We start from the raw sequence: 20,482 nt of genomic DNA, 5'->3' as shown, positions 1-20,482 counted from the left end.
TTTGGGGGACAAAATGTCACTAAAATATGTTGAAAAACTGGAAAGTGTTGATTTTGATGAACTAAATCAACTACTTTCAGAAGTGAATAAAGAAAATAATAGGGATGTTGAACATACAAAAAAGGCCTTTGAAAAAAGCCAGAAATTTGTTTTTGCCTATGATGAAGATAAGCTTGTAGGAGCAGTAAGAGCAATATCCGACGGCGACTGGGCAGTAATCTACAACCACGCTGTGAAAAATGGTTATTCAGATGAAGTAGCGAAAGAACTTATAAAGCGGCTTGTTACTCAGCTTAAAGGTCAGCATATATTTGTAAATGCAAGGATTGGAAGTATTGCTTTTTATGAAGAAAATGGCTTTCAAAGGACCAAGACAGCCTATACCTATGTTGGCTTTGAGGGGAAGGAGAATGAATACCCGGATGGATATTTTTTACCTCTTGGCTTCAAATTTGAAAATGAATATGTCGAAAAAAAGTCCCATACAAAGCCTGATAAAGAAAGCAAAAAGAAAGACCTTGATCTGGTCTATACTTCAGATAGATCGGGAATAGACTATGAAAGAGCTACTGAGGTATTGTCAGGTGCCTTCGGAAAAAAGAGAAATGAGACAGTTGAGATCACTAAAGAAAAAGTGGATAAAACAAAATATCTTTTTGACCTAAGCGACTATGTATCATTTGCCTATGACGGGAAAAAATTGATCGGGGTGGCAAGAGCTATAACCGATGGCGTTGAGGAAGCCTATATACAGAATGTTGCCGTGGACCCTGACTATCAGGGACTTGGAATCGGATGGGAGATAGTTAAGAATCTTGGGGAGGATATCCAAAGGGATGGCCTTAATCCATTTTTACATACTCATCCCGGAGCTGTAGGCTTTTATAACCACGAGGGATTCCTCAGGAATAAAACTGCGCTGGATTATAGGAATGATGAGGAGCTGTCTCACCCAATGCCTGCGGAGATGGAGACAGGTTTTTATTTACCAAAGGGATATAGATTTATTGATGAGATAAATATGTAAATCATAAAAATATAGTACAGAAAAAAAGGGAAGTCTGAATAAAACCGGACTTCCTTTTATGTTTGGATAATATTACAATTATTCCATAGCATTACCAATTTTGGAGGATAAATGGAAGAAAAACAGCATAAGCGCAGAGTGCACTATTCCGGGAAATATCCCAGAAAGTTTGAAGAAAAATATAAAGAGCAGAATCCTGAGAAGTATGCAGATACAGTGGCGAAGGTTATCTCAAAAGGTTCTACACCTGCAGGTATGCATATTTCTATCATGGTAAAAGAAATTCTTGATGTGCTTAAGATACAGCCAGGTGAAAAGGGGCTTGACTGCACACTTGGATATGGCGGACATACCAGGAAAATGCTGGAGCAGCTTAAAGGAAACGGCTGTGTCTACGGACTTGACGTCGATCCCATAGAGTCACAAAAGACTGTGGAAAGGCTAAGAAGCGCCGGCTTTGGAGAAGACAATTTTAAATTCAGACTCATTAACTTTGCCAACATAGATAAAGTGGCAGAGGAAGCCGGTAAGTTTGACTTTGTTCTGGCAGACCTTGGAGTTTCTTCAATGCAGATCGATGATCCCAAGAGAGGCTTTTCCTATAAGGTTGACGGACCTCTTGATCTAAGGCTTGACCCTGAGCATGGAGAATCGGCAGCAGAAAGGCTCCATAACATTACAAGGGATGAGTTTGTCGGAATGCTCATTGAGAACTCAGATGAGCCCTATGCTGAAGAAATTGCCGACAAAGTTTTTAACCTGATGAAAAAGGGGAATCCAATGGACACCACAACTGCCCTCAGAGAAGCAACTGAGGGTGCCCTTTGGAAAGTTCCAAAAGAAGAGAAAGAGCTGGCTATTAAAAAGAGCTGTGCCAGAGTTTTTCAGGCGCTTCGAATAGATGTAAACAGTGAATTTGAAGTTCTTTATTCATTTTTGGAAAAGCTCCCCGGAATACTGAATCCAGGTGGAAGAGTTGCGATTTTGACTTTCCACTCAGGTGAAGACAGACTTGTAAAAAAGTCCTTTAAAGAACTGAAAAAGAATGGAGTTTACAGCGATATATCAGAGGATGTGACAAGGCCTTCTGCTGAAGAGTGCAGGCTGAATCCTCGCAGTAAGTCTACCAAGATGAGATGGGCAATTAAGGCGTAACAATCAAATTTGTATTGAGGTGTATTGAGGAGTTTTTATGGAAAAACGATATGTTACCGATATGACAAAAGGCAATGAAATAGCGCTTCTTATTAAGTTTACTATTCCTATGCTTTTAGGTAATCTGTTCCAGCAGTTTTACAATCTTGCAGATACTATAATAGTAGGTCAGTTCGGTGGCGAATATGGCCTTGCTTCTATTGGAGCGGTTGGAAGTGTGAACTTCTTGTTCTTTTCACTTTGCATGGGTATGGGCGCCGGTGTAGGCATCATGATCTCCCAGAACTTTGGCGCCGGAAAAGACGATTATGTAAAAAAGATTGTAGGAAACTCTATTTATATCACACTTGCAGCGGGGATTCTTATGAGTGTTGTAAGCGTAGTGTTTGCGAGACCTATTTTAACCCTTATGGACACTCCCGATGAGTGTATGGGCGACGCGCTACTTTATATGAGAATAGTTTGCGGAGCAACATTTCTTGTTGCGGCTTACAACATGATCTCATCAATCCTGAGAGCTCTTGGAGATAGTAAGACTCCGCTTATTTTCCTGGTTGTAGCATGTATCGTAAATATTGTTCTTGACCTTGTGACCGTAGTTGGCCTTCACATGGGAGTTGCAGGTGCGGCTATAGCAACAGTTTTTTCCCAGACAATCGCAATGATCGGCTCTATAGCAGTTGGAGTAAAAAAGAATCCATATCTGCAGCTTGAGCCTAAACATAAAATAGTCAACACAGATATCATTGATAAAGCCATAAGACTTGGTATTCCGCTGGCGCTCCAGAATGCGCTTATTGCTTTTTCATGTGTGGCTCTTCAGAGAGTTGTTAACAGCTTCGGAAGTAACGTAATGGCAGCTTATACTGCTACAGGACGTATTGAACAGCTTGTTCAGCAGCCATTTGGCTCTCTTGGAACAGCAGTTTCAACTTTTGCCGGCCAGAATGCAGGAGCTAAAAAGCTTGACCGAGTAAAGAGTGGATGTATCAAGAGCGTTTTCCTTGTTGCAGCATTTAGCGCTCTTATGATCTTTGTTATGTTTGCATTTGGTGAGAACATAATCAGATTCTTTACGCCAAACGCAGAGGCCATAAGGATCGGGGCAAGAGGTCTTAGAATAACAAGTTTATTCTACTTTACACTTGGTCTTATCTATGTGTTCAGAGGAATGCTTAATGGCGTTGGTGATGCAGCATTTGCGCTGATAAATGGTCTTATAGAAGTCGTTGGAAGAATCGGTTTTGCAACTATACTTATGGCTATTCCCGGCGTGGGACTTTGGGGATGCTGGTACACTAACGGTCTTACCTGGGCAATCACAGGACTTGGCTGCGTTATCAGATATATGAAGGGAAGATGGCGCACTAAGGTGTTTGCTTAAGGAAAAGGTAATTCATATATAAATGGGAAAAAGGGGAAAACGACATAATGAGAAAGATACTGAATGGGGAAAGTATAACGCTCGGAACCTGTTATTATCCTGAACACTGGGATAAGTCCTTGTGGCGAGATGACCTTGAAAGGATGCTGTCTGTGGGTATAAAGACAGTCAGAATAGCAGAGTTTGCCTGGAGTAAAGTAGAACTTACTGAAGGCAATTTTAACTTTGATTTTTTTGATGAGTTCCTTGATCTGACGGATGAAATTGGGATGCAGGTGATCATGGGAACACCTACAGCTACGCCTCCGGCGTGGCTATCTGAGAAATATCCTGATGTATTAAATGCAAGGAAAGATGGAGTTCTTTTCAGGCATGGAATGCGTCGTCATTATAATTACAATTCTGAGAATTATCGCAAACTGTCATCAAGAATTGTTGAGAAATTTGCAGAACACTATGGTAAAAGAAAAAGCGTAATAGGCTGGCAGATCGATAATGAGATAAACTGTGAAATAGCTGAGTTTTACTCAGAAAGTGATGATAAAGCTTTTAACAGATTTTTGCAGAATAAGTATAAGAGCCTTGATGCATTAAATGATGCATGGGGAGCAGTTTTCTGGAACCAGACTTATACTGACTGGAACGAGGTTCACATTCCGAGAACTACTATTCAGGGAGTTGTGAACCCTCATCAGACCTTGGATTACTACAGATTTGTATCTGATAGTGCCTGCAGCTGGGCTAAGATACAGGCTGATATAATTCGCAAATACAAAAAAGAAGATGACTTCATTACAACTAACGGCATATTTGGACATGTGGATTATCAGAGGATGAGAGACGAGAGTCTCGATTTTATAACCTATGATTCATATCCAAACTTTGCTTATACTCTTGATGGATATGATCCTTCAGAAGACGCGCTTAGAGACAGAAAGTGGAGCAGGCATCTTACAGAGACAAGGTCAATATCACCTATATTTGGCATTATGGAGCAGCAATCCGGCGCCAACGGCTGGAATTCCGGGATGGGAGCGCCTACTCCAAGACCTGGCCAGGTCACTTTGTGGACAATGCAGTCAATTGCTCATGGCGCAGATTTTATCAGCTATTTCAGGTGGAGAACTGCGACTTTCGGAACGGAGATGTACTGGCACGGAATCCTTGATTATTCCGGAAGAGACAACAGAAGGTTAAAAGAGATTTCTGATATTAATACTAAAGTGCAGAAATTATCAGCTGTTGCAGGATGCAGGTATGCTGCAAAAGTTGCTGTTCTTAAGGACTGCGATAATGTCTGGGATGCTGAGTATGATGTATGGCATAAAAGTGTTGAGGAGCAAAGCCAGAAGGCAATCGTAAATGCCTCTCAGAAAACCCATACACCAATTGATTTCGTGTATCTTAGTGGCTATCTCAGAAGAGATGATGCCAGTGGACAAGTGGATACAGAGCTGCTATTTGAAACCCTTTCCCAATATGATCTTTTGATCTATCCACATATGACAATTGTAGATGACAGATTTTTGCCGGCTCTTACAAAGTATGTTGAGAATGGTGGAAAGCTCGTAATTGGCTGCAGAAGTGGCTATAAGGAAATAACCGGAAAGTGCACAATGGAGAAACTTCCTGGAAAGCTCAAACCGCTTACAGGCTGTGACATTCCAGAGTATACCTACATTGCACCTGATACAGGTGATGTCCACATTAAGTGGGATGATACATTATTCACAGCAAGTGTATTTGCTGATCAGCTCACTGTGGATAACCGGTCCGGATCAGAGGCGGATTGTGGACAAAACTGCAAAGTTCTGGCAACTTATGAGGATGACTATTATAAGGGCTTTGGCGCACTTACAGCTAATAAATTCGGTAATGGTGAAGTATATTACTATGGCAGTGCCTTTAACGAAGAGTCAGTTGAAGTCTTTTTTGACAAACTTGGAGTTAAGAACCCATATGGAGAATACCTTGAACTACCGGAAGAGTTGGAGCTTGCGGTAAGAGGGGATGGAGATGATCAATTCGCATTTATACTTAACTATTCAAAGGATGCCAAGAACTTCATAATTAAAGGAAAAGCGCTTGATGTATTCAAAGGTGAAGATGCTTCAGGAATGATAACCCTTCCCGGATATGGAGTAAGTGTTTTGAAGCTATAAATTGAATATTGAAAAAGAAAAATATTATTCATAATAGGAGACATATTACATGACATTACTTGAGAAATACAAAGCAAAACAGAAAGAACTTAACTACCTTGGACATGCAATGTCCCTTATGCATTGGGATCTTGAGACCACATGTCCTGATGGTGGAAAAGAGAAATTATCAGATGCCATTTCATTCTTTTCAACTGAGCATTTTAAGAAAGCAACAGACGATGAGTTCTATGGTCTTGTGTGCAAACTTTCTGAAAAAGAAGAATTCGATAAACTTGACGATGTAATGAAGTTTGACGTTACCAGAACTAAGGAGCAGCTCGATAAGATGAGACGCGTTCCTCAGGATTTCTACGAAGAGTATGTAAAAACCATTACAGCTTCTTCAATTGCGTGGCCTAAGGCTAAACAGAACAATGACTGGAAAGCATACGAAGCACCGCTTGAGAAAACTATTAAAGCAGTTAAAGAATATAAGAAATATGTTTCTCCTGATATGCAGACCTATGATGCTCTTATCGATGATTATGAAAGAGGCATGACACAGGATAAGATTGATGCAGTTTTCGAGGAACTTAAAGAAGAGCTGATCCCTCTTTTGGATAAGATTCTTGCCTGCCCACAGCCGGATCACAGCAAGTTTACTATGAAAGTACCTGCTCACGAGCAGGCTGAGCTTTGCAAGTTCCTTGTGGAGTACATGGGAATTGACATGGAAAGATTTGCCCAGGCTGAGACCGAGCACCCGTTTACCACAAACATGTCTATTGATGATGTCAGGATCACAAACCATTACTACGAGAATGAGGTTATTTCTGCAATTTTCTCAGCTATTCATGAAGGTGGACATGCCATCTTTGAGCAGAATGTTGACCACAAGTATGAAGGAACTGAAGGCGCTTCCATCAGCTACATGGGACTTCATGAGAGCCAGTCAAGGTTCTATGAAAATATCCTTGGAAGAAACATCAATTTCTGGAAACCAATCTGGCCAAAGGTATGCGAAATTGTCCCGGAGTTAAAGTCTGTAACATTAGAGGAATTCTATAAGGAAATTAACCACATTGAAAACAGCCTTGTCAGAACTGAAGCTGACGAGCTTACATACTGTCTCCACATTATTCTCAGATACGAGATGGAGCGAGCTATTTTCATTGATGGTGCGGATGTAAAAGACCTTCCAAAGATGTGGAATGAAAAGATGGATGAGCTTCTTCACGTAGTACCTGAAACTGATGCTCAGGGCGTTTTACAGGACATGCACTGGTCGGACGGAAGCTTTGGATATTTCCCATCATATCTTCTTGGCAGCATCTATGATGGAATGTTCCTTGAAGCAATCGAGAAAGACCTTGGAAGTATTGATGACATCCTTGCTTCCGGAGAAATAAAGAAGATCACAAAGTGGCTCAATGAGAAGATCCACCAGTATGGCGCAACCAGAATATCCAGTGAAGTTCTCAACGCTGTGTGCGGACAGGAACTCTCTGCAAAGCCACTCATCAAACACTTCAAAGAGAAGTATTCGAAGATTTATAACCTTTAATGGTCCATTTGGGACGGGGTTAATGGTTCATTTTCCAAAGGGTAGTATATACGAAAATGGACCGCTAACCCCGTCCCCAAGAGACCACTTAGCGCAGTATCTGGGGGAGTGAAAATATGAGTAAGATAATTGCGGCTTGTGGAAACGACTGTGCAGCATGTCCACGTTATGTGGCACATCCTTACGAAAAAACAGCGGAGGAACTTCATCATACAGCAGAGGTATGGCTTAAGATAGGATATCGTGACCGGGTTGTGTCTAATGAAGAGATATCATGTACAGGCTGCAAACCCGAGAATTGGTGTAGATATCATGTTGTGAAATGCTGTGAGGATAGAGGAATCAGCACTTGCGCGGAGTGCAAGGAATATCCTTGCGATAATATGCGAGAATGCTTTGAAGTTACAAAGTCTTTTGAACCAAAGTGTAAGGAGGTTTGTACGGATGAGGAGTATCAACAGTTGAAGAAAGCATTTTTTGAAAAAGAAGCCAACTTAAACAGGCATGATGAAAACACTTCATTCATGCAATAATTCTTTTAAGATAAAAATGATAGAAACAAGTGGATTGGATAAATGAATTTTATAGTTAAGCATTTTAACGAGCTCAGTACCACGGAGCTATACGAGATTTTAAAAACAAGATTTGAGATTTTTGTCACAGAGCAGGAATGTATATATCAGGATCTTGATGATAAGGACCAGGATGCAATTCATGTATTTTGCTGGAATGATTCCGGCAGAGTTGCAGGGTGTCTCAGAGTATTTTGGAAAGATCATGACGAGTCAGCAGGAGTGGCTCAGATTGGCAGAGTGGTAACACTAGAGCACGGCAAAGGAATAGGCGGCCAGATGCTTCATGAGGGTGTCAGGGTCGCAACGGAGCAGTTTAAGGCTAAGAAGATTTATCTTGAGGCCCAGGAATATGCTATTGGTTATTACGAAAAAGAGGGATTTGAAGTAGTATCAGAGCCGTTTATGGAAGATGGAATTCCTCATGTAAAGATGGAGATGGACCATTGGTGATTCAACAACTGCTGGAACTGATGCAGAGTACTCACTTACTCAGGGCTTGGGCGGTATTGTGTGGGCATCGTCAGAGTGGCAGTCAGTATACCCAACAATCGTAGCTGTACCAACATATCCGGAAACAATACTTGATGACCATGATGGATATACTACAACAGAATATGTTGAGTTAACGAAGAGATTTATCGAATACATGTCCGAAGAATATGCGGTAGATACAGAAAAGATATATGGAACAGGCCAGTCCATGGGCTGCATGACAACACTTATTCTTGCTTCGGAATACCCGGATCTGTATGCAGGCTGCATGTTTGTTGATGGACAGTGGGATACAGAACTTCTTTCAAATCTGGAAGGACAGACCTTTGTTTATTTTGCAGCAGAAGATGATACAAGTGCATGGAGCGGAGCGCAGGATCTAATGGCCAGATATGATGCGGATGGAGTTACATACACATATGCACAGTGGGACGGTACTTGGTCAGCAGATGAACTTTCATCGGCTGCAGCAGAATTATTCAGTGGAGAAGCCACAGGAGCGTATTTCATATCATGGAAAACAGGAACAATTGACGCAGGAACTGGCAATTCACCTATGGGCGGTGGACAAATGAGTCCTTCTGAAGAAGGCAATATTTCAACTACCAATTCTGCAACAGACGCTTCCTCAGATATAAATGAAGACAAGCCTACAATGGAAATGACCGGAGAGAAGCCTGAAGGAATGATGGGCGGAAATGGTGGAGGCGCCGGCGGTGGAGCTTCATACCATATGGCTTCATTTGATTACGCATATAATTGCATAGCAGTTATGGAATGGCTGTTCCAGCAGTAAAAAGATATATAAGTATTCAAATATATAACGAAAAAAAACCTCTTGAAATTGATTATATGCATGATGCAATCTTATTGCATAAAATAAAAGATTTCAAAGAGGTTTTTTGTTATGAATATTGCAGTCAGATACTGTTCAAAGACTAAATTTGGGAATACAAGGAGAATTGCTGAGGCAATCGCTGATGGGATTGGCGTAAAGGCTACAAGTATAGCTGATGAGCCAAAGCTCAAAGAAAAGGTTGATATTCTCTTTCTTGGTGGGGCTCCATATGCAAATATCATGGCTCCCGAGCTGAAAGAATATGCGGAAGAGCTTGACGCTAAGATGGTTTCAAAGGTAGTTCTTTTTACAACTTCGAACTGGTCAAGAAGAACAGTACTTGCGCTTAAGAGAATGCTTAAGGCGAAAGGAATACCTGTTTGTGAAGATTATTTTTTTGCGCACATGCTTAATATAGATGGGAAGCTTGAGGCGGCAAAAGAATTTGGAAAACGTATTTTGAATGCATAATGGTTATGCTTCAGGATAACGCAGGATTATGCATAAATGGAATGAACGAAATTCTGCCTATATCAAGGAATTTGCGAATGGTGGCAGTTGATTTATTGGGTGGTATTCTGCCTATATCAAAGGGATAGGGAATAGAGGCAGTTAATTTTACAGCAGTTGTTCTGCCTATATTGTAAAAGAGCGTTAGGGAGGCAGAAAGATATGGCTTAAATTCAATGCCTATATTTATTAAAAGTAAAATATAGGCAGAACCGGACATCTAAAATACACTGCCTATATTACAAGGAATAGAATAGTAGCAGAACAAAAGCTACAAGAAGGTTCTATTGGAAAATAATAGAATAAATGTAGGTAAACGGACAAAAAGGTGGCCAATCCAGAACTCGTTCTGGATAAAAAGAGATAAAAAATTGTATACAAAATCTCTTGACATGTTTTTTATACAGGAGTAAACTTCATATTCATAAAGACAAAGGCGTCTTAGAGAGTACTCTCTAAGGCGCTTTTTGCATATATGGGTGCATGATCCGCGGACTACACACTAATGTGTATACATGTATTCCATAAAAGTTAAAAAATAAAACAGCATAAAGATTAAGACTAAGCGATGCAATGGGGCATCATACTACAAAAACGTAGTATGCCGTTGCATCGCTTTTTTACCGGGAGATCTGTGAGGGTTTGAATTTTATGTTTTTCCCGGGAGAGAGGAGAAAAAGTATGAGCGAGGAAATCTTAAGCGCAATAGACAGCAGTGTTTTTGGTGTTTGGTTTCTTATAGGTGCAGCATTGGTTTTCTGGATGCAAGCCGGATTTGCAATGTGTGAGGCTGGTTTTACAAGAGCCAAAAATACAGGAAATATCATAATGAAAAACCTTATGGATTTCTGTATTGGAACAGTAGTATTTATTCTTATCGGTTTCGGATTATTTCTTGGGGAGGATTTAGCCGGAATAATCGGAAAGCCGGGATTTGATATTTTTACTAACTATGCAGGTTTTGATTGGTCAAACTTCGTATTTAACCTTGTTTTCTGTGCTACAACAGCAACAATCGTTTCAGGATCAATGGCTGAGAGAACAAAATTTATTTCTTATTGTGTGTACTCGGCAGTTATCTCAGCAATCATTTATCCAATTGAAGCACATTGGACATGGGGCGGCGGTTTCCTTGCACAGATGGGCTTCCACGATTTTGCAGGCTCTAACTGCATTCACATGGTTGGTGGTATTTCAGCTCTTATCGGAGCAGCCTTCCTTGGACCTCGTATTGGTAAGTTCGAAAGAGATAAATCAGGAAAAGTTACAAAGGTAAATGCTTTCCCTGGTCACAATCTTGTAGCAGCAGCCCTTGGTGTATTCATTCTCTGGCTTGGCTGGTACGGATTTAACGGAGCAGCTTGTACATCAGTTGATCAGCTCGGCAGCGTATTTGTTACAACAACAATTGCTCCTGCACTTGCTACAGTTACATGTATGATCTTCACATGGCTCAAATATGGTAAGCCTGATGTTTCAATGTGTCTCAATGCTTCACTTGCAGGACTTGTAGCTATTACAGCTCCATGTGATGTAACAGATGCTTTTGGTGCAATCGTGATTGGTATCGTAGCAGGACTTCTTGTTTGCTTCGGTGTATGGTTCCTTGATTACAAGCTCCACATTGATGATCCTGTAGGAGCTGTTGCAGTACATTGCCTCAACGGTATCTGGGGAACACTTGCAGTAGGTCTTTTTGCTACAAATTCAGCACCCGGCTATTCAATAGCTGATGCCGCAGGAAACGAAATGGTCGGCCTTTTCTATGGCGGCGGATTTAAACTCCTGGGAATCCAGTTTGTTGGAATGTTTGCTACAGCAGCCTGGACAGCAGTAGCTATCAGCATCACATTTCTTGCTATCAAAGCAGTTCTTGGGCTTCGTGTTTCAGAAGAAGAGGAGATCCTTGGACTTGATTCTACAGAGCATGGACTTGCATCAGCATATTCAGGATTTGCAATCATGGATGTTTCAAACACATTGAACATGGCAGTAAATGAAAACACAGATCTTGGTGTAAGCGACTACGAAGCGGCTTCAGAGTTCCAGAAGAAAGCTTCAGTTCCTGTCGTTACAGCACCTGTACATACAGAATCAGGAATTCACAAAGTTGTTATTATCGCAAAGTTATCCCGTTACGACAAGCTAAGACGCGCTATGAACGACCTTGGCGTAACCGGAATGACTGTTACTCAAGTCATGGGTTGTGGCGTCCAGAAGGGTTCCGGCGACATGTATCGTGGCGTCGAAATGGATGCCACACTCCTTCCTAAAATTAAGCTGGAAGTTGTTGTGAGCAAGATTCCGGTTGAAGACGTTATAGAAGCAGCTAAGAAAACTCTTTATACAGGCCACATTGGAGATGGCAAGATCTTCGTTTACAGCCTCGACAATGTAGTTAAGATCCGCACCGGAGAAGAAGGTGCCGCTGCTTTGGCTGATGTAGAATAATTTAAACCACCCAGGAGGAAACAGTATGTGCGCAATTCTTACATACGCAAGAGAATCGGTAAGTGAAGATTTCTTTGAAGAAATGCTGGAAAAAACAGCATCTCGTGGACCTGACATGACAAGGATCCAAAAGGTAAAAGGCGGATGGATGGGCTTTAATCGCCTTTCAATCATGGGCCTTTCAGAGGAAGGTATGCAGCCATTCAATAATGGAAAAAATACCGTTATCTGTAATGGAGAGCTATACGGCTTCAAAGTTTTAAAAAAGTACCTGACATCTCTCGGCTATAACTTTAAAAGTGAAAGCGATTGCGAGATACTGCTTCCTTTGTATGAAAAACTTGGTACAAAAATGTTCAGTATCCTCGATGCTGAGTTCGCATGCGTTATCTATGATGGGGAGAAAAAGAAATTCATAGCAGCCAGAGATCCAATCGGGATCAGACCGCTTTACTACGGCTATGACAGCGAAGGATACATCATTTTTGCATCAGAACCTAAAAACCTGGTGGGAGTCACAGATAGAATAATGCCTTTCCCACCGGGGCATTACTATGAAGATGGAGAGTTTGTCTGCTATAGGGATTTGACTAAGGTAAAAGAAATATCAACAGACAGTCTCGAAGTCGTAACCGAGAAGATCCACGACAAACTCCTTAATGGAATAAAAAAGCGCCTGGACGCTGATGCGCCCGTGGGATTTCTTTTATCCGGAGGGCTTGATTCATCACTTGTTTGCGGTGTGGCGGCGAGCCTTTCAGATAAGCCACTTGAGACATTTGCGATCGGCATGGACATAGACGCCATTGACCTTAAATATGCAAGAGAAGTAGCTGATTACATTCACAGCAACCACCATGAAGTGATCATCACAAAAGAAGATGTCATTAAAGCCATAGAACCTGTTATACATGCCCTTGGAACCTACGACATCACTACCATAAGAGCTTCAATCGGAATGTATCTTCTGTGCAAGTGGATCCATGAAAACACAGACATCAAAGTGGTTCTTACCGGTGAGATATCGGATGAGCTCTTTGGCTACAAGTACACAGACTTTGCGCCAAGTGCAGAAGCTTTTCAGGAAGAAGCAGCCAAAAGAATCAGAGAAATCCACATGTATGACGTCTTAAGGGCAGACAGATGCATAAGCGTAAATTCACTCGAAGCAAGAGTTCCTTTCGGAGATTTGGATTTTGTGGATTATGTTATGAGCATTGACCCTGAAAAGAAATTAAACACTTACGGAATTGGGAAATTTCTTTTGCGAAAGGCCTTTGAAAAGGATGAAGTGATACCCCATTCAATCCTTATGAGAGAAAAAGCAGCTTTCTCAGATGCTGTGGGTCATTCCCTTAGAGATGACCTCATGGAATATGCAGATGAAAAGTACACTTACGCGGAATATGAGGGCCTCAGGAAAAAATACATTCACGCGAAGCCCTTCACAAAGGAATCACTTCTTTATAGAGAGATATTTGAAAAATACTATCCGGGACAGTCGGATATGGTTATAGATTTCTGGATGCCAAATAAAAACTGGGAAGGCTGCAACGTTACAGATCCTTCAGCCAGAGTTCTTTCAAATTATGGCGCATCCGGCCAGTAAGCAACTAGTCATAATCTCATAAATCAATTTTAACGGAGGAGAAAAGGATGATAGAAGCAAGCAAATTAACAGAAGAATTTGGAAGTCTTGTATTCAACGACAAAGTAATGAGAGAGCGTCTTCCAAAAGACATTTATAAGGCAGTTCATAAGACAATTGAAAAAGGAACACACTTAGAGCTTGAGGTTGCTAACTGCGTAGCTGCAACCATGAAAGAATGGGCTGTTGAAAACGGAGCAACTCATTTTACACATTGGTTCCAGCCTATGACAGGTCTCACAGCAGAGAAGCATGACAGCTTTATTTCACCTACAGATGACGGAAGAGTCATTATGGAATTTTCAGGAAAAGAGCTTGTAAAGGGCGAACCTGATGCATCAAGCTTCCCATCAGGAGGACTTCGTGCAACATTTGAGGCAAGAGGTTATACAGCATGGGATCCATCATCACCTGCATTTATCAAAGACGGATCACTTTACATTCCTACAGCATTCTGCTCCTATGGCGGTGAAGCACTTGATAAAAAGACACCTCTTTTAAGATCAATGGAAGCTCTGTCAGGTGAGGCTGTAAAACTCCTTCATCTCTTAGGTTATGAGGATGTGAACAGAGTAAATACAACAATCGGTTCAGAGCAGGAATACTTCCTTATCGATAAGGACTATTACAAAAAGAGAAAAGACCTTCTTTTCACAGGAAGAACCCTTATCGGCGCTCCTGCTACAAAGGGGCAGGAGATGGAAGATCACTACTTTGGCGTTATCAAGCCAAAGGTATCCGCATACATGCATGATCTTGATGAAGAACTCTGGAAACTTGGAATCCCTGCAAAGACCAAGCACAACGAGGTTGCTCCTTCACAGCATGAGCTCGCACCTGTATTTGAGACAGCAAACATCGCTGTTGACCACAACCAGCTCACAATGGAAGTTATGAAAAAAGTTGCTGACAAGCACAACTACGCATGTCTTTTACATGAGAAGCCGTTTGAGGGAATCAATGGTTCAGGTAAGCACAATAACTGGTCTGTATGCACAGATACCGGAATGAACCTTCTTGATCCGGGCAAAAATCCGGGAGAGAACACTCCTTTCCTTGTATTCCTTATGGCTGTGATTGCAGCTGTTGATGAGTATGCACCAATTCTCAGACTTTCCGTTGCATCTGCAGGAAACGATCACAGACTTGGCGGAAATGAGGCACCACCTGCTATCATTTCAATCTTCGTTGGTGATGAGCTGGCAGAAGTACTTAAATCAGTAGAAGAAGGCAGTGCATATCAGAGTGCAGGCAAAGTTCAGATGGCAATGGGCGCAACAGTCCTTCCGCACTTTACAAAAGACAACACAGACAGAAACAGAACATCACCATTTGCTTTCACAGGAAACAAGTTCGAGTTCCGTATGCCCGGTTCATCGGTTTCTGTAGCAAATGCCAACATCGTCCTCAACACAGCAGTTGCAGAAGAAGTTGCAAAGCTTTATGAAAAGCTTGCTCCTTTCAAGGGCGAAGAACTTAAAGCAAAGATAGCAGAAGTTCTCAAAGAGACACTTGTAGCTCACAAGAGAGTTCTTTTCAACGGAAACGGATATACAGAGGAATGGGTAAAAGAGGCAGCAAAAAGAGGTCTTCCAAACCTTAAGTCACTTCCTGATGCAATGCCATACTGGATTTCAGATGAGTCAGTTGAGCTTTTCACAAAGCATGGCATCTTCACAAAAGAAGAGATTCACTCAAGATATGAGATTCTTCTTGAGAACTACTCAAAGTCAGTTCACATCGAGTCTCTCACCATGCAGGAGATGGTAAGGAAAGACCTTACAGAAGGCATTGTTGCTTACGAAAAAGACCTCAGCAAAGAGGCTATGCAGAAAAAGAGTCTCCTTGGAGAAAACGCAGCTTCTCTTGAAATTTCACTTCTAAAAAAACTAGATGAAGCAAGTTATGAGATGAGCAAGGCACTTGAGAAACTGGCAGAAGATACTGTAACAGCTGAGGAAAAGACAGATGCTCTTGAGACAGCAGCATTCTATCAGAGCACAGTCCTTGCAGATATGGATGAACTCAGAAAATATGCAGATCAGGCTGAAGCCCTTATCCCTGACAAGTACCTCAGCTACCCAACATATGGCCAGATGCTTTTCTCATTAAGGTAAATTTGATCAAAAAAGGAAGGAAGCCCACATGGAACCATGGATGAATGAAAGAGACGCCTGTGGTATAGGCGCCGTAATAAATATAGATGGAAAACCGGATAATAAAGTTTTGGACGATGCCCTTTCTATCGTCGAAAAACTTGAACACAGAGCCGGAAAAGACGCCACAGGTAAAGTAGGCGATGGCGTTGGAATACTTCTTCAGATCTCACACAAGTTCTTTTCAAAAGAAGCAAAGAAGCAGGGAATAACACTTAAAAATGCCGGAGATTATGGAATAGGAATGTTCTTTTTTCCACAGGACTCCATGAAGCGCATGTTTGCAAAGCGCATGCTTGAAGTTATTGCCCAGAAGGAAAATCTTAAGGTTATCGGATGGAGAGAAGTACCTGTCCATCCTGAAATCCTGGGAGAAGTTGCAATAAGCTGCATGCCACATATTGAGCAGTGCTTTATTGAAAGACCCTCGGATGTAGAAGCTGGAATTCCCTTTGACAGAAAGCTCTATTGCCTTAGAAGAGAGTATGAGAAATCCTCTGAGGACACCTATATTTGCTCTTTTTCATCCAGAACCATTGTGTATAAAGGAATGTTTTTGGTAGGGCAATTGCGTAATTTCTACGAAGATCTTTTATCGCCGGAATACGTTACTGCGATTGCCATGGTTCACAGCCGTTTCTCTACTAACACAACTCCTTCCTGGCAGCGTGCCCATCCATACAGGATGATCGCACATAACGGTGAGATCAATACCATCAGAGGTAACAGTGACAGAATGCTGGCCCGTGAGGAGACCATGTCTTCCGATATGTTTGGCGAAGAACTTGGAAAAGTATATCCTGTCATCGCTTCCTCAGGATCAGATTCCGCCATGCTTGATAACACCCTTGAATTTTTGTACATGAACGGCATGGACCTTCCCCTTGCGATGATGCTCACAATTCCTGAACCATGGAAACACAACGATTTCATGGCTCAGGACAGAAAAGACTTTTACCATTACTATGCAACAATGATGGAACCATGGGATGGCCCTGCGGCAGTTCTTTTCACCGATGGGGAGGTGTTCGGCGCAACCCTCGACAGAAACGGACTGCGTCCATCCAGATACTATGTGACAAATGACAATAGGCTTATCCTCTCATCAGAAGTGGGAGTGCTCGACATCCCTGAAGAGAGCATTGTGAAAAAATCACGCCTGTCCCCCGGGCATATGCTTCTCGTCGATACCAAGGCCGGGCGCATCATCTCAGATGAAGAGTGCAAAGATAAATACTCAAAGGCAAAACCCTACGGCGAGTGGCTTGACCGCCACCTGCTTCATCTGGGTAAACTATCGATTCCCAACAGAAAGATCCCGACCCACTCCCAGGTGATGAGAGATAAGCTGTACAAGGTCTTTGGATATTCCTATGAAGATGTAAAAAATCAGATCATGCCAATGGCCATGAATGGCATAGAGCCAACAGTTTCAATGGGAACAGATATCCCGCTGGCTATGCTTTCCCAGCACCACCAGCCGCTTTTTTGCTATTTTAAGCAGCTCTTTGCCCAGGTAACCAATCCGCCTATCGATTCACTTAGAGAAAAAGTGGTCACAGATACTACGGTTTACATTGGTTCTGATGGAAATCTGTTAAAAGAAAAAAGTGATAACTGCAGAGTCCTTGAAGTCAATAATCCGATCCTGACAGGTGTTGACCTCATGAAGATCGAGGCCCTTGATCAGCCAGGATTTAAGGTAAAAAAGATATCTCTTTTGTACTATAAGAACACACCAATGGAAAGAGCTCTTGAGCAGCTTGATGTCTCAGTGGACAGAGCTGTGGCAGATGGCGTTAACATCATCATTCTCTCAGACAGAGGCGTAGATGAAAACCATATGCCAATTCCATCACTTCTTGCTGTTTCATCAGTGGAGCAGCATCTTGTAAGGACCAAGCAGCGCACAGCGGTTTCTCTAATACTTGAGAGCGGCGAACCAAGGGATGTTCATCAGATTGCAACTCTCCTTGGCTTTGGTGCGAGAGCTATCCATCCTTATCTTGCCCAGGAGTGCATAGCTGAGCTTATTGATATTGGAATACTTGATAAAGACTACCACACTGCAATTGCAGATTATAATAAAGCCCTCCTTGGCGGCGTTGTAAAGATCGCTGCAAAGATGGGAATCTCAACACTCCAGTCATATCAGTCTGCAAGAATATTTGAGGCAATAGGACTGTCAAAAGAGTTTGTTGATAAGTATTTTACCGGAACAACGAGCCGTGTTGGCGGTATTGGAATCGCAGAAATTGGCGAGGACGTAGAATCAAGGCACAATAAAGCCTTCGATCCGCTGGGACTTCCGAGCGATACGACACTTGATTCTATAGGCTTCCACTCCCTTAGAAGTGGTGAAGACAAAGAAGACCACATGTATAGCCCAAAGACCATCGTAACACTCCAGAGAGCAGTAAGAGAGGGAGATTATGAGCGCTTTAAGGAATACACTCAGATGGTCGATGATGAGGACAGACCTCATACTTTAAGAGCACTTCTTTCATTTGTTCCGGCAAAAGAGCCTGTGCCACTTGATGAAGTTGAGAGCGAAGAGCAGATTGTAAAAAGATTCCAGACAGGAGCCATGTCCTACGGCTCCCTTTCAAAGGAAGCTCACGAAACTCTTGCTACAGCTATGAACAGACTCGGTGGTAAATCCAACACCGGTGAGGGTGGCGAAGATGTAGAGCGTTTTGGCACTGAGCGAAACAGCGCTGTTAAACAGGTGGCCTCCGGTAGATTTGGCGTTACCAGCCAGTATCTTTTGAGTGCAAAAGAAATCCAGATAAAAATGGCCCAGGGCGCAAAGCCGGGAGAAGGCGGACATCTTCCCGGTAAAAAGGTGTACCCGTGGGTTGCAAGTACCAGGTTTTCAACACCGGGAGTGGCACTTATTTCCCCTCCACCTCATCATGATATTTACTCAATTGAGGATCTGGCACAGCTTATCTATGACCTTAAAAATGCCAACGATAAGGCAAGAATTTCTGTAAAACTTGTATCCGAAGCAGGCGTTGGAACTATAGCTTCCGGCGTTGCCAAGGCAGGAGCACAGGTAATCCTGGTATCCGGCTATGACGGCGGAACAGGCGCAGCTCCTTCATCTTCTGTCCATCACGCAGGACTCCCTTGGGAGCTTGGAGTAAGCGAAGCACATCAGTCTCTTTTGGCCAATGGCTTAAGAAGCAGAGTAGTGCTTGAGACCGACGGAAAGCTCATGACAGGCAGAGATGTTGCAATCGCAGCGCTCCTCGGTGCAGAGGAGTTTGGCTTTGCCACAGCGCCACTTGTATGCATGGGATGTATGATGATGAGAGTCTGCTCAAAAGACACATGCCCTGTAGGAATTGCTACACAGAACGAAGAACTCAGAAAAAGATTTAAAGGAAAACCTGAGCATGTCATGAATTTTATGCTCTTTGTTGCAAGACAGCTCCGTGAGATCATGAGCGTCCTTGGCTTTAGGACTATAGAAGAAATGGTAGGACGCACAGATTGCCTGAAGGTCAGAAGCTACGAGGGCAAGGACCCTGACATCAAGAGGAGAAAAGAGGCAGCAGATCTTAGCAGGATTCTTGATAAGGCTTTTGCTGAGAGAAAAGACAATCATTTTGATCCAAAGGATGTCTATAACTTTGAACTTGAGAAAACTCTGGATTCAAGAGTTCTTATTCCTGAGTATGAGAAGACCAAGAAGAGCCTTGAAAAGTCAAAGACTGCATCACAGATAACAATGAAAGTGGATGTATCAAGTACTGACAGAAGCTTTGGAACACTTCTTGGCAGCAGGGTTACAAGAGACTTTGGAAATACCTTAAGTGACGATGCAGTTTATGTTGAAGCTTTTGGCGGTGGCGGACAGTCTTTTGGCGCATTTATTCCAAAGGGCGTGACCTTAAAGCTCTACGGTGATGCCAACGACGGATTCGGAAAAGGCCTGTCGGGAGGAAAGGTCATCGTAAGACCTTCTGAGAAAGCGACCTATAAAGCCCATGAGAATATCATCGTCGGAAACGTGGCTCTTTATGGTGCAACAGCAGGAAAGGCCTATGTATGCGGTGTTGCCGGCGAGAGGTTCTGCGTTAGAAATTCAGGTGCAGTGGCAGTAGCAGAAGGCTGCGGCGACCACGGACTTGAATATATGACAGGCGGCCGGGCAGTGATCCTTGGAATGACAGGTAAGAACTTTGCTGCAGGTATGAGCGGCGGAATTGCTTACGTACTGGACAAAGAACACACATTATATCTTCGCATGAACAAAGATATGGCCTCTCTTTATGAACTAACCGAGAAGTATGACATCGCAGAGCTTAAGAGTATTCTTGAGGATTACGAAAAAGAAACAAACTCTGAGTTTGCAAAAGAAATACTGGATAACTTTGAAGCATATATTCCTGATTTCAAAAAGATAGTTCCAAACGACTACCAAAAGATGATAACAGCAATCGGAAAGTTTGAGGAACAGGGAATAGACCATGAACATGCCGTTCTTGAAGCCTTTAAGGAACTTGCATAAAGTGGGACTTTAAATAGGA

The 20,482-nt window shown here is 42.4% G+C and carries 13 protein-coding genes; all 13 read left to right on the top strand.

The window, feature by feature from the left end; genetic code table 11:
- Nucleotides 1-13: 13 nt before the first annotated feature.
- The 13 genes from C4S54_RS11915 to gltB all read left to right on the top strand — a co-directional run bounded on the left by C4S54_RS11915 (nt 14) and on the right by gltB (nt 20,463).
- On the top strand, nt 14-1,027 hold the full coding sequence (locus C4S54_RS11915; protein ID WP_103869738.1) for a GNAT family N-acetyltransferase: 1,014 nt from the start codon (nt 14-16) through the stop codon (nt 1,025-1,027).
- A gap of 111 nt (nt 1,028-1,138) precedes the next feature.
- Complete coding sequence (rsmH, locus tag C4S54_RS11910) at nt 1,139-2,182, top strand: 16S rRNA (cytosine(1402)-N(4))-methyltransferase RsmH (RefSeq protein ID WP_103869737.1); 1,044 nt, start codon at nt 1,139-1,141, stop codon at nt 2,180-2,182.
- Between the two features lie 37 nt (nt 2,183-2,219).
- Nucleotides 2,220-3,566 carry an MATE family efflux transporter gene (locus tag C4S54_RS11905; RefSeq protein ID WP_022772516.1) on the top strand — a complete coding sequence of 449 codons (1,347 nt, stop codon included), beginning with the start codon at nt 2,220-2,222 and terminating at the stop codon, nt 3,564-3,566.
- Nucleotides 3,567-3,613: 47 nt separating this feature from the next.
- On the top strand, nt 3,614-5,728 hold the full coding sequence (locus C4S54_RS11900; protein WP_103869736.1) for a beta-galactosidase: 2,115 nt from the start codon (nt 3,614-3,616) through the stop codon (nt 5,726-5,728).
- A 49-nt stretch (nt 5,729-5,777) separates the two neighbouring features.
- Complete coding sequence (locus C4S54_RS11895; protein ID WP_103869735.1) at nt 5,778-7,274, top strand: carboxypeptidase M32; 1,497 nt, start codon at nt 5,778-5,780, stop codon at nt 7,272-7,274.
- A 116-nt stretch (nt 7,275-7,390) separates the two neighbouring features.
- Complete coding sequence (locus tag C4S54_RS11890) at nt 7,391-7,807, top strand: DUF3795 domain-containing protein (protein ID WP_103869734.1); 417 nt, start codon at nt 7,391-7,393, stop codon at nt 7,805-7,807.
- A gap of 42 nt (nt 7,808-7,849) precedes the next feature.
- Nucleotides 7,850-8,299, top strand: coding sequence for a GNAT family N-acetyltransferase (locus tag C4S54_RS11885; RefSeq protein WP_103869733.1), 450 nt, complete (start codon nt 7,850-7,852; stop codon nt 8,297-8,299).
- A 58-nt stretch (nt 8,300-8,357) separates the two neighbouring features.
- Nucleotides 8,358-9,137, top strand: coding sequence for a hypothetical protein (locus C4S54_RS11880; protein WP_103869732.1), 780 nt, complete (start codon nt 8,358-8,360; stop codon nt 9,135-9,137).
- A gap of 111 nt (nt 9,138-9,248) precedes the next feature.
- Nucleotides 9,249-9,650, top strand: coding sequence for a flavodoxin family protein (locus C4S54_RS11875; RefSeq protein WP_103869731.1), 402 nt, complete (start codon nt 9,249-9,251; stop codon nt 9,648-9,650).
- Between the two features lie 720 nt (nt 9,651-10,370).
- Entirely contained in the window at nt 10,371-12,140 is a 1,770-nt protein-coding gene (locus C4S54_RS11870) for an ammonium transporter (protein WP_103869730.1), read from the top strand.
- A gap of 25 nt (nt 12,141-12,165) precedes the next feature.
- A complete protein-coding gene (asnB, locus tag C4S54_RS11865; RefSeq protein WP_103869729.1) occupies nt 12,166-13,749 on the top strand; it encodes an asparagine synthase B in 1,584 nt (527 codons plus the stop codon).
- Nucleotides 13,750-13,796: 47 nt separating this feature from the next.
- Nucleotides 13,797-15,905: a glutamine synthetase III family protein gene (locus C4S54_RS11860; protein ID WP_103869728.1), complete on the top strand. Its 2,109-nt coding sequence runs from the start codon at nt 13,797-13,799 to the stop codon at nt 15,903-15,905.
- A gap of 28 nt (nt 15,906-15,933) precedes the next feature.
- Nucleotides 15,934-20,463: a glutamate synthase large subunit gene (gene gltB, locus C4S54_RS11855; protein WP_103869727.1), complete on the top strand. Its 4,530-nt coding sequence runs from the start codon at nt 15,934-15,936 to the stop codon at nt 20,461-20,463.
- Nucleotides 20,464-20,482: the final 19 nt, after the last annotated feature.

It is taken from the genome of Butyrivibrio sp. Su6, from assembly GCF_900108105.1.
Classification (GTDB): Bacteria; Bacillota; Clostridia; order Lachnospirales; family Lachnospiraceae; genus Butyrivibrio.
This window is presented reverse-complemented; position numbering and strand designations above follow the sequence as displayed.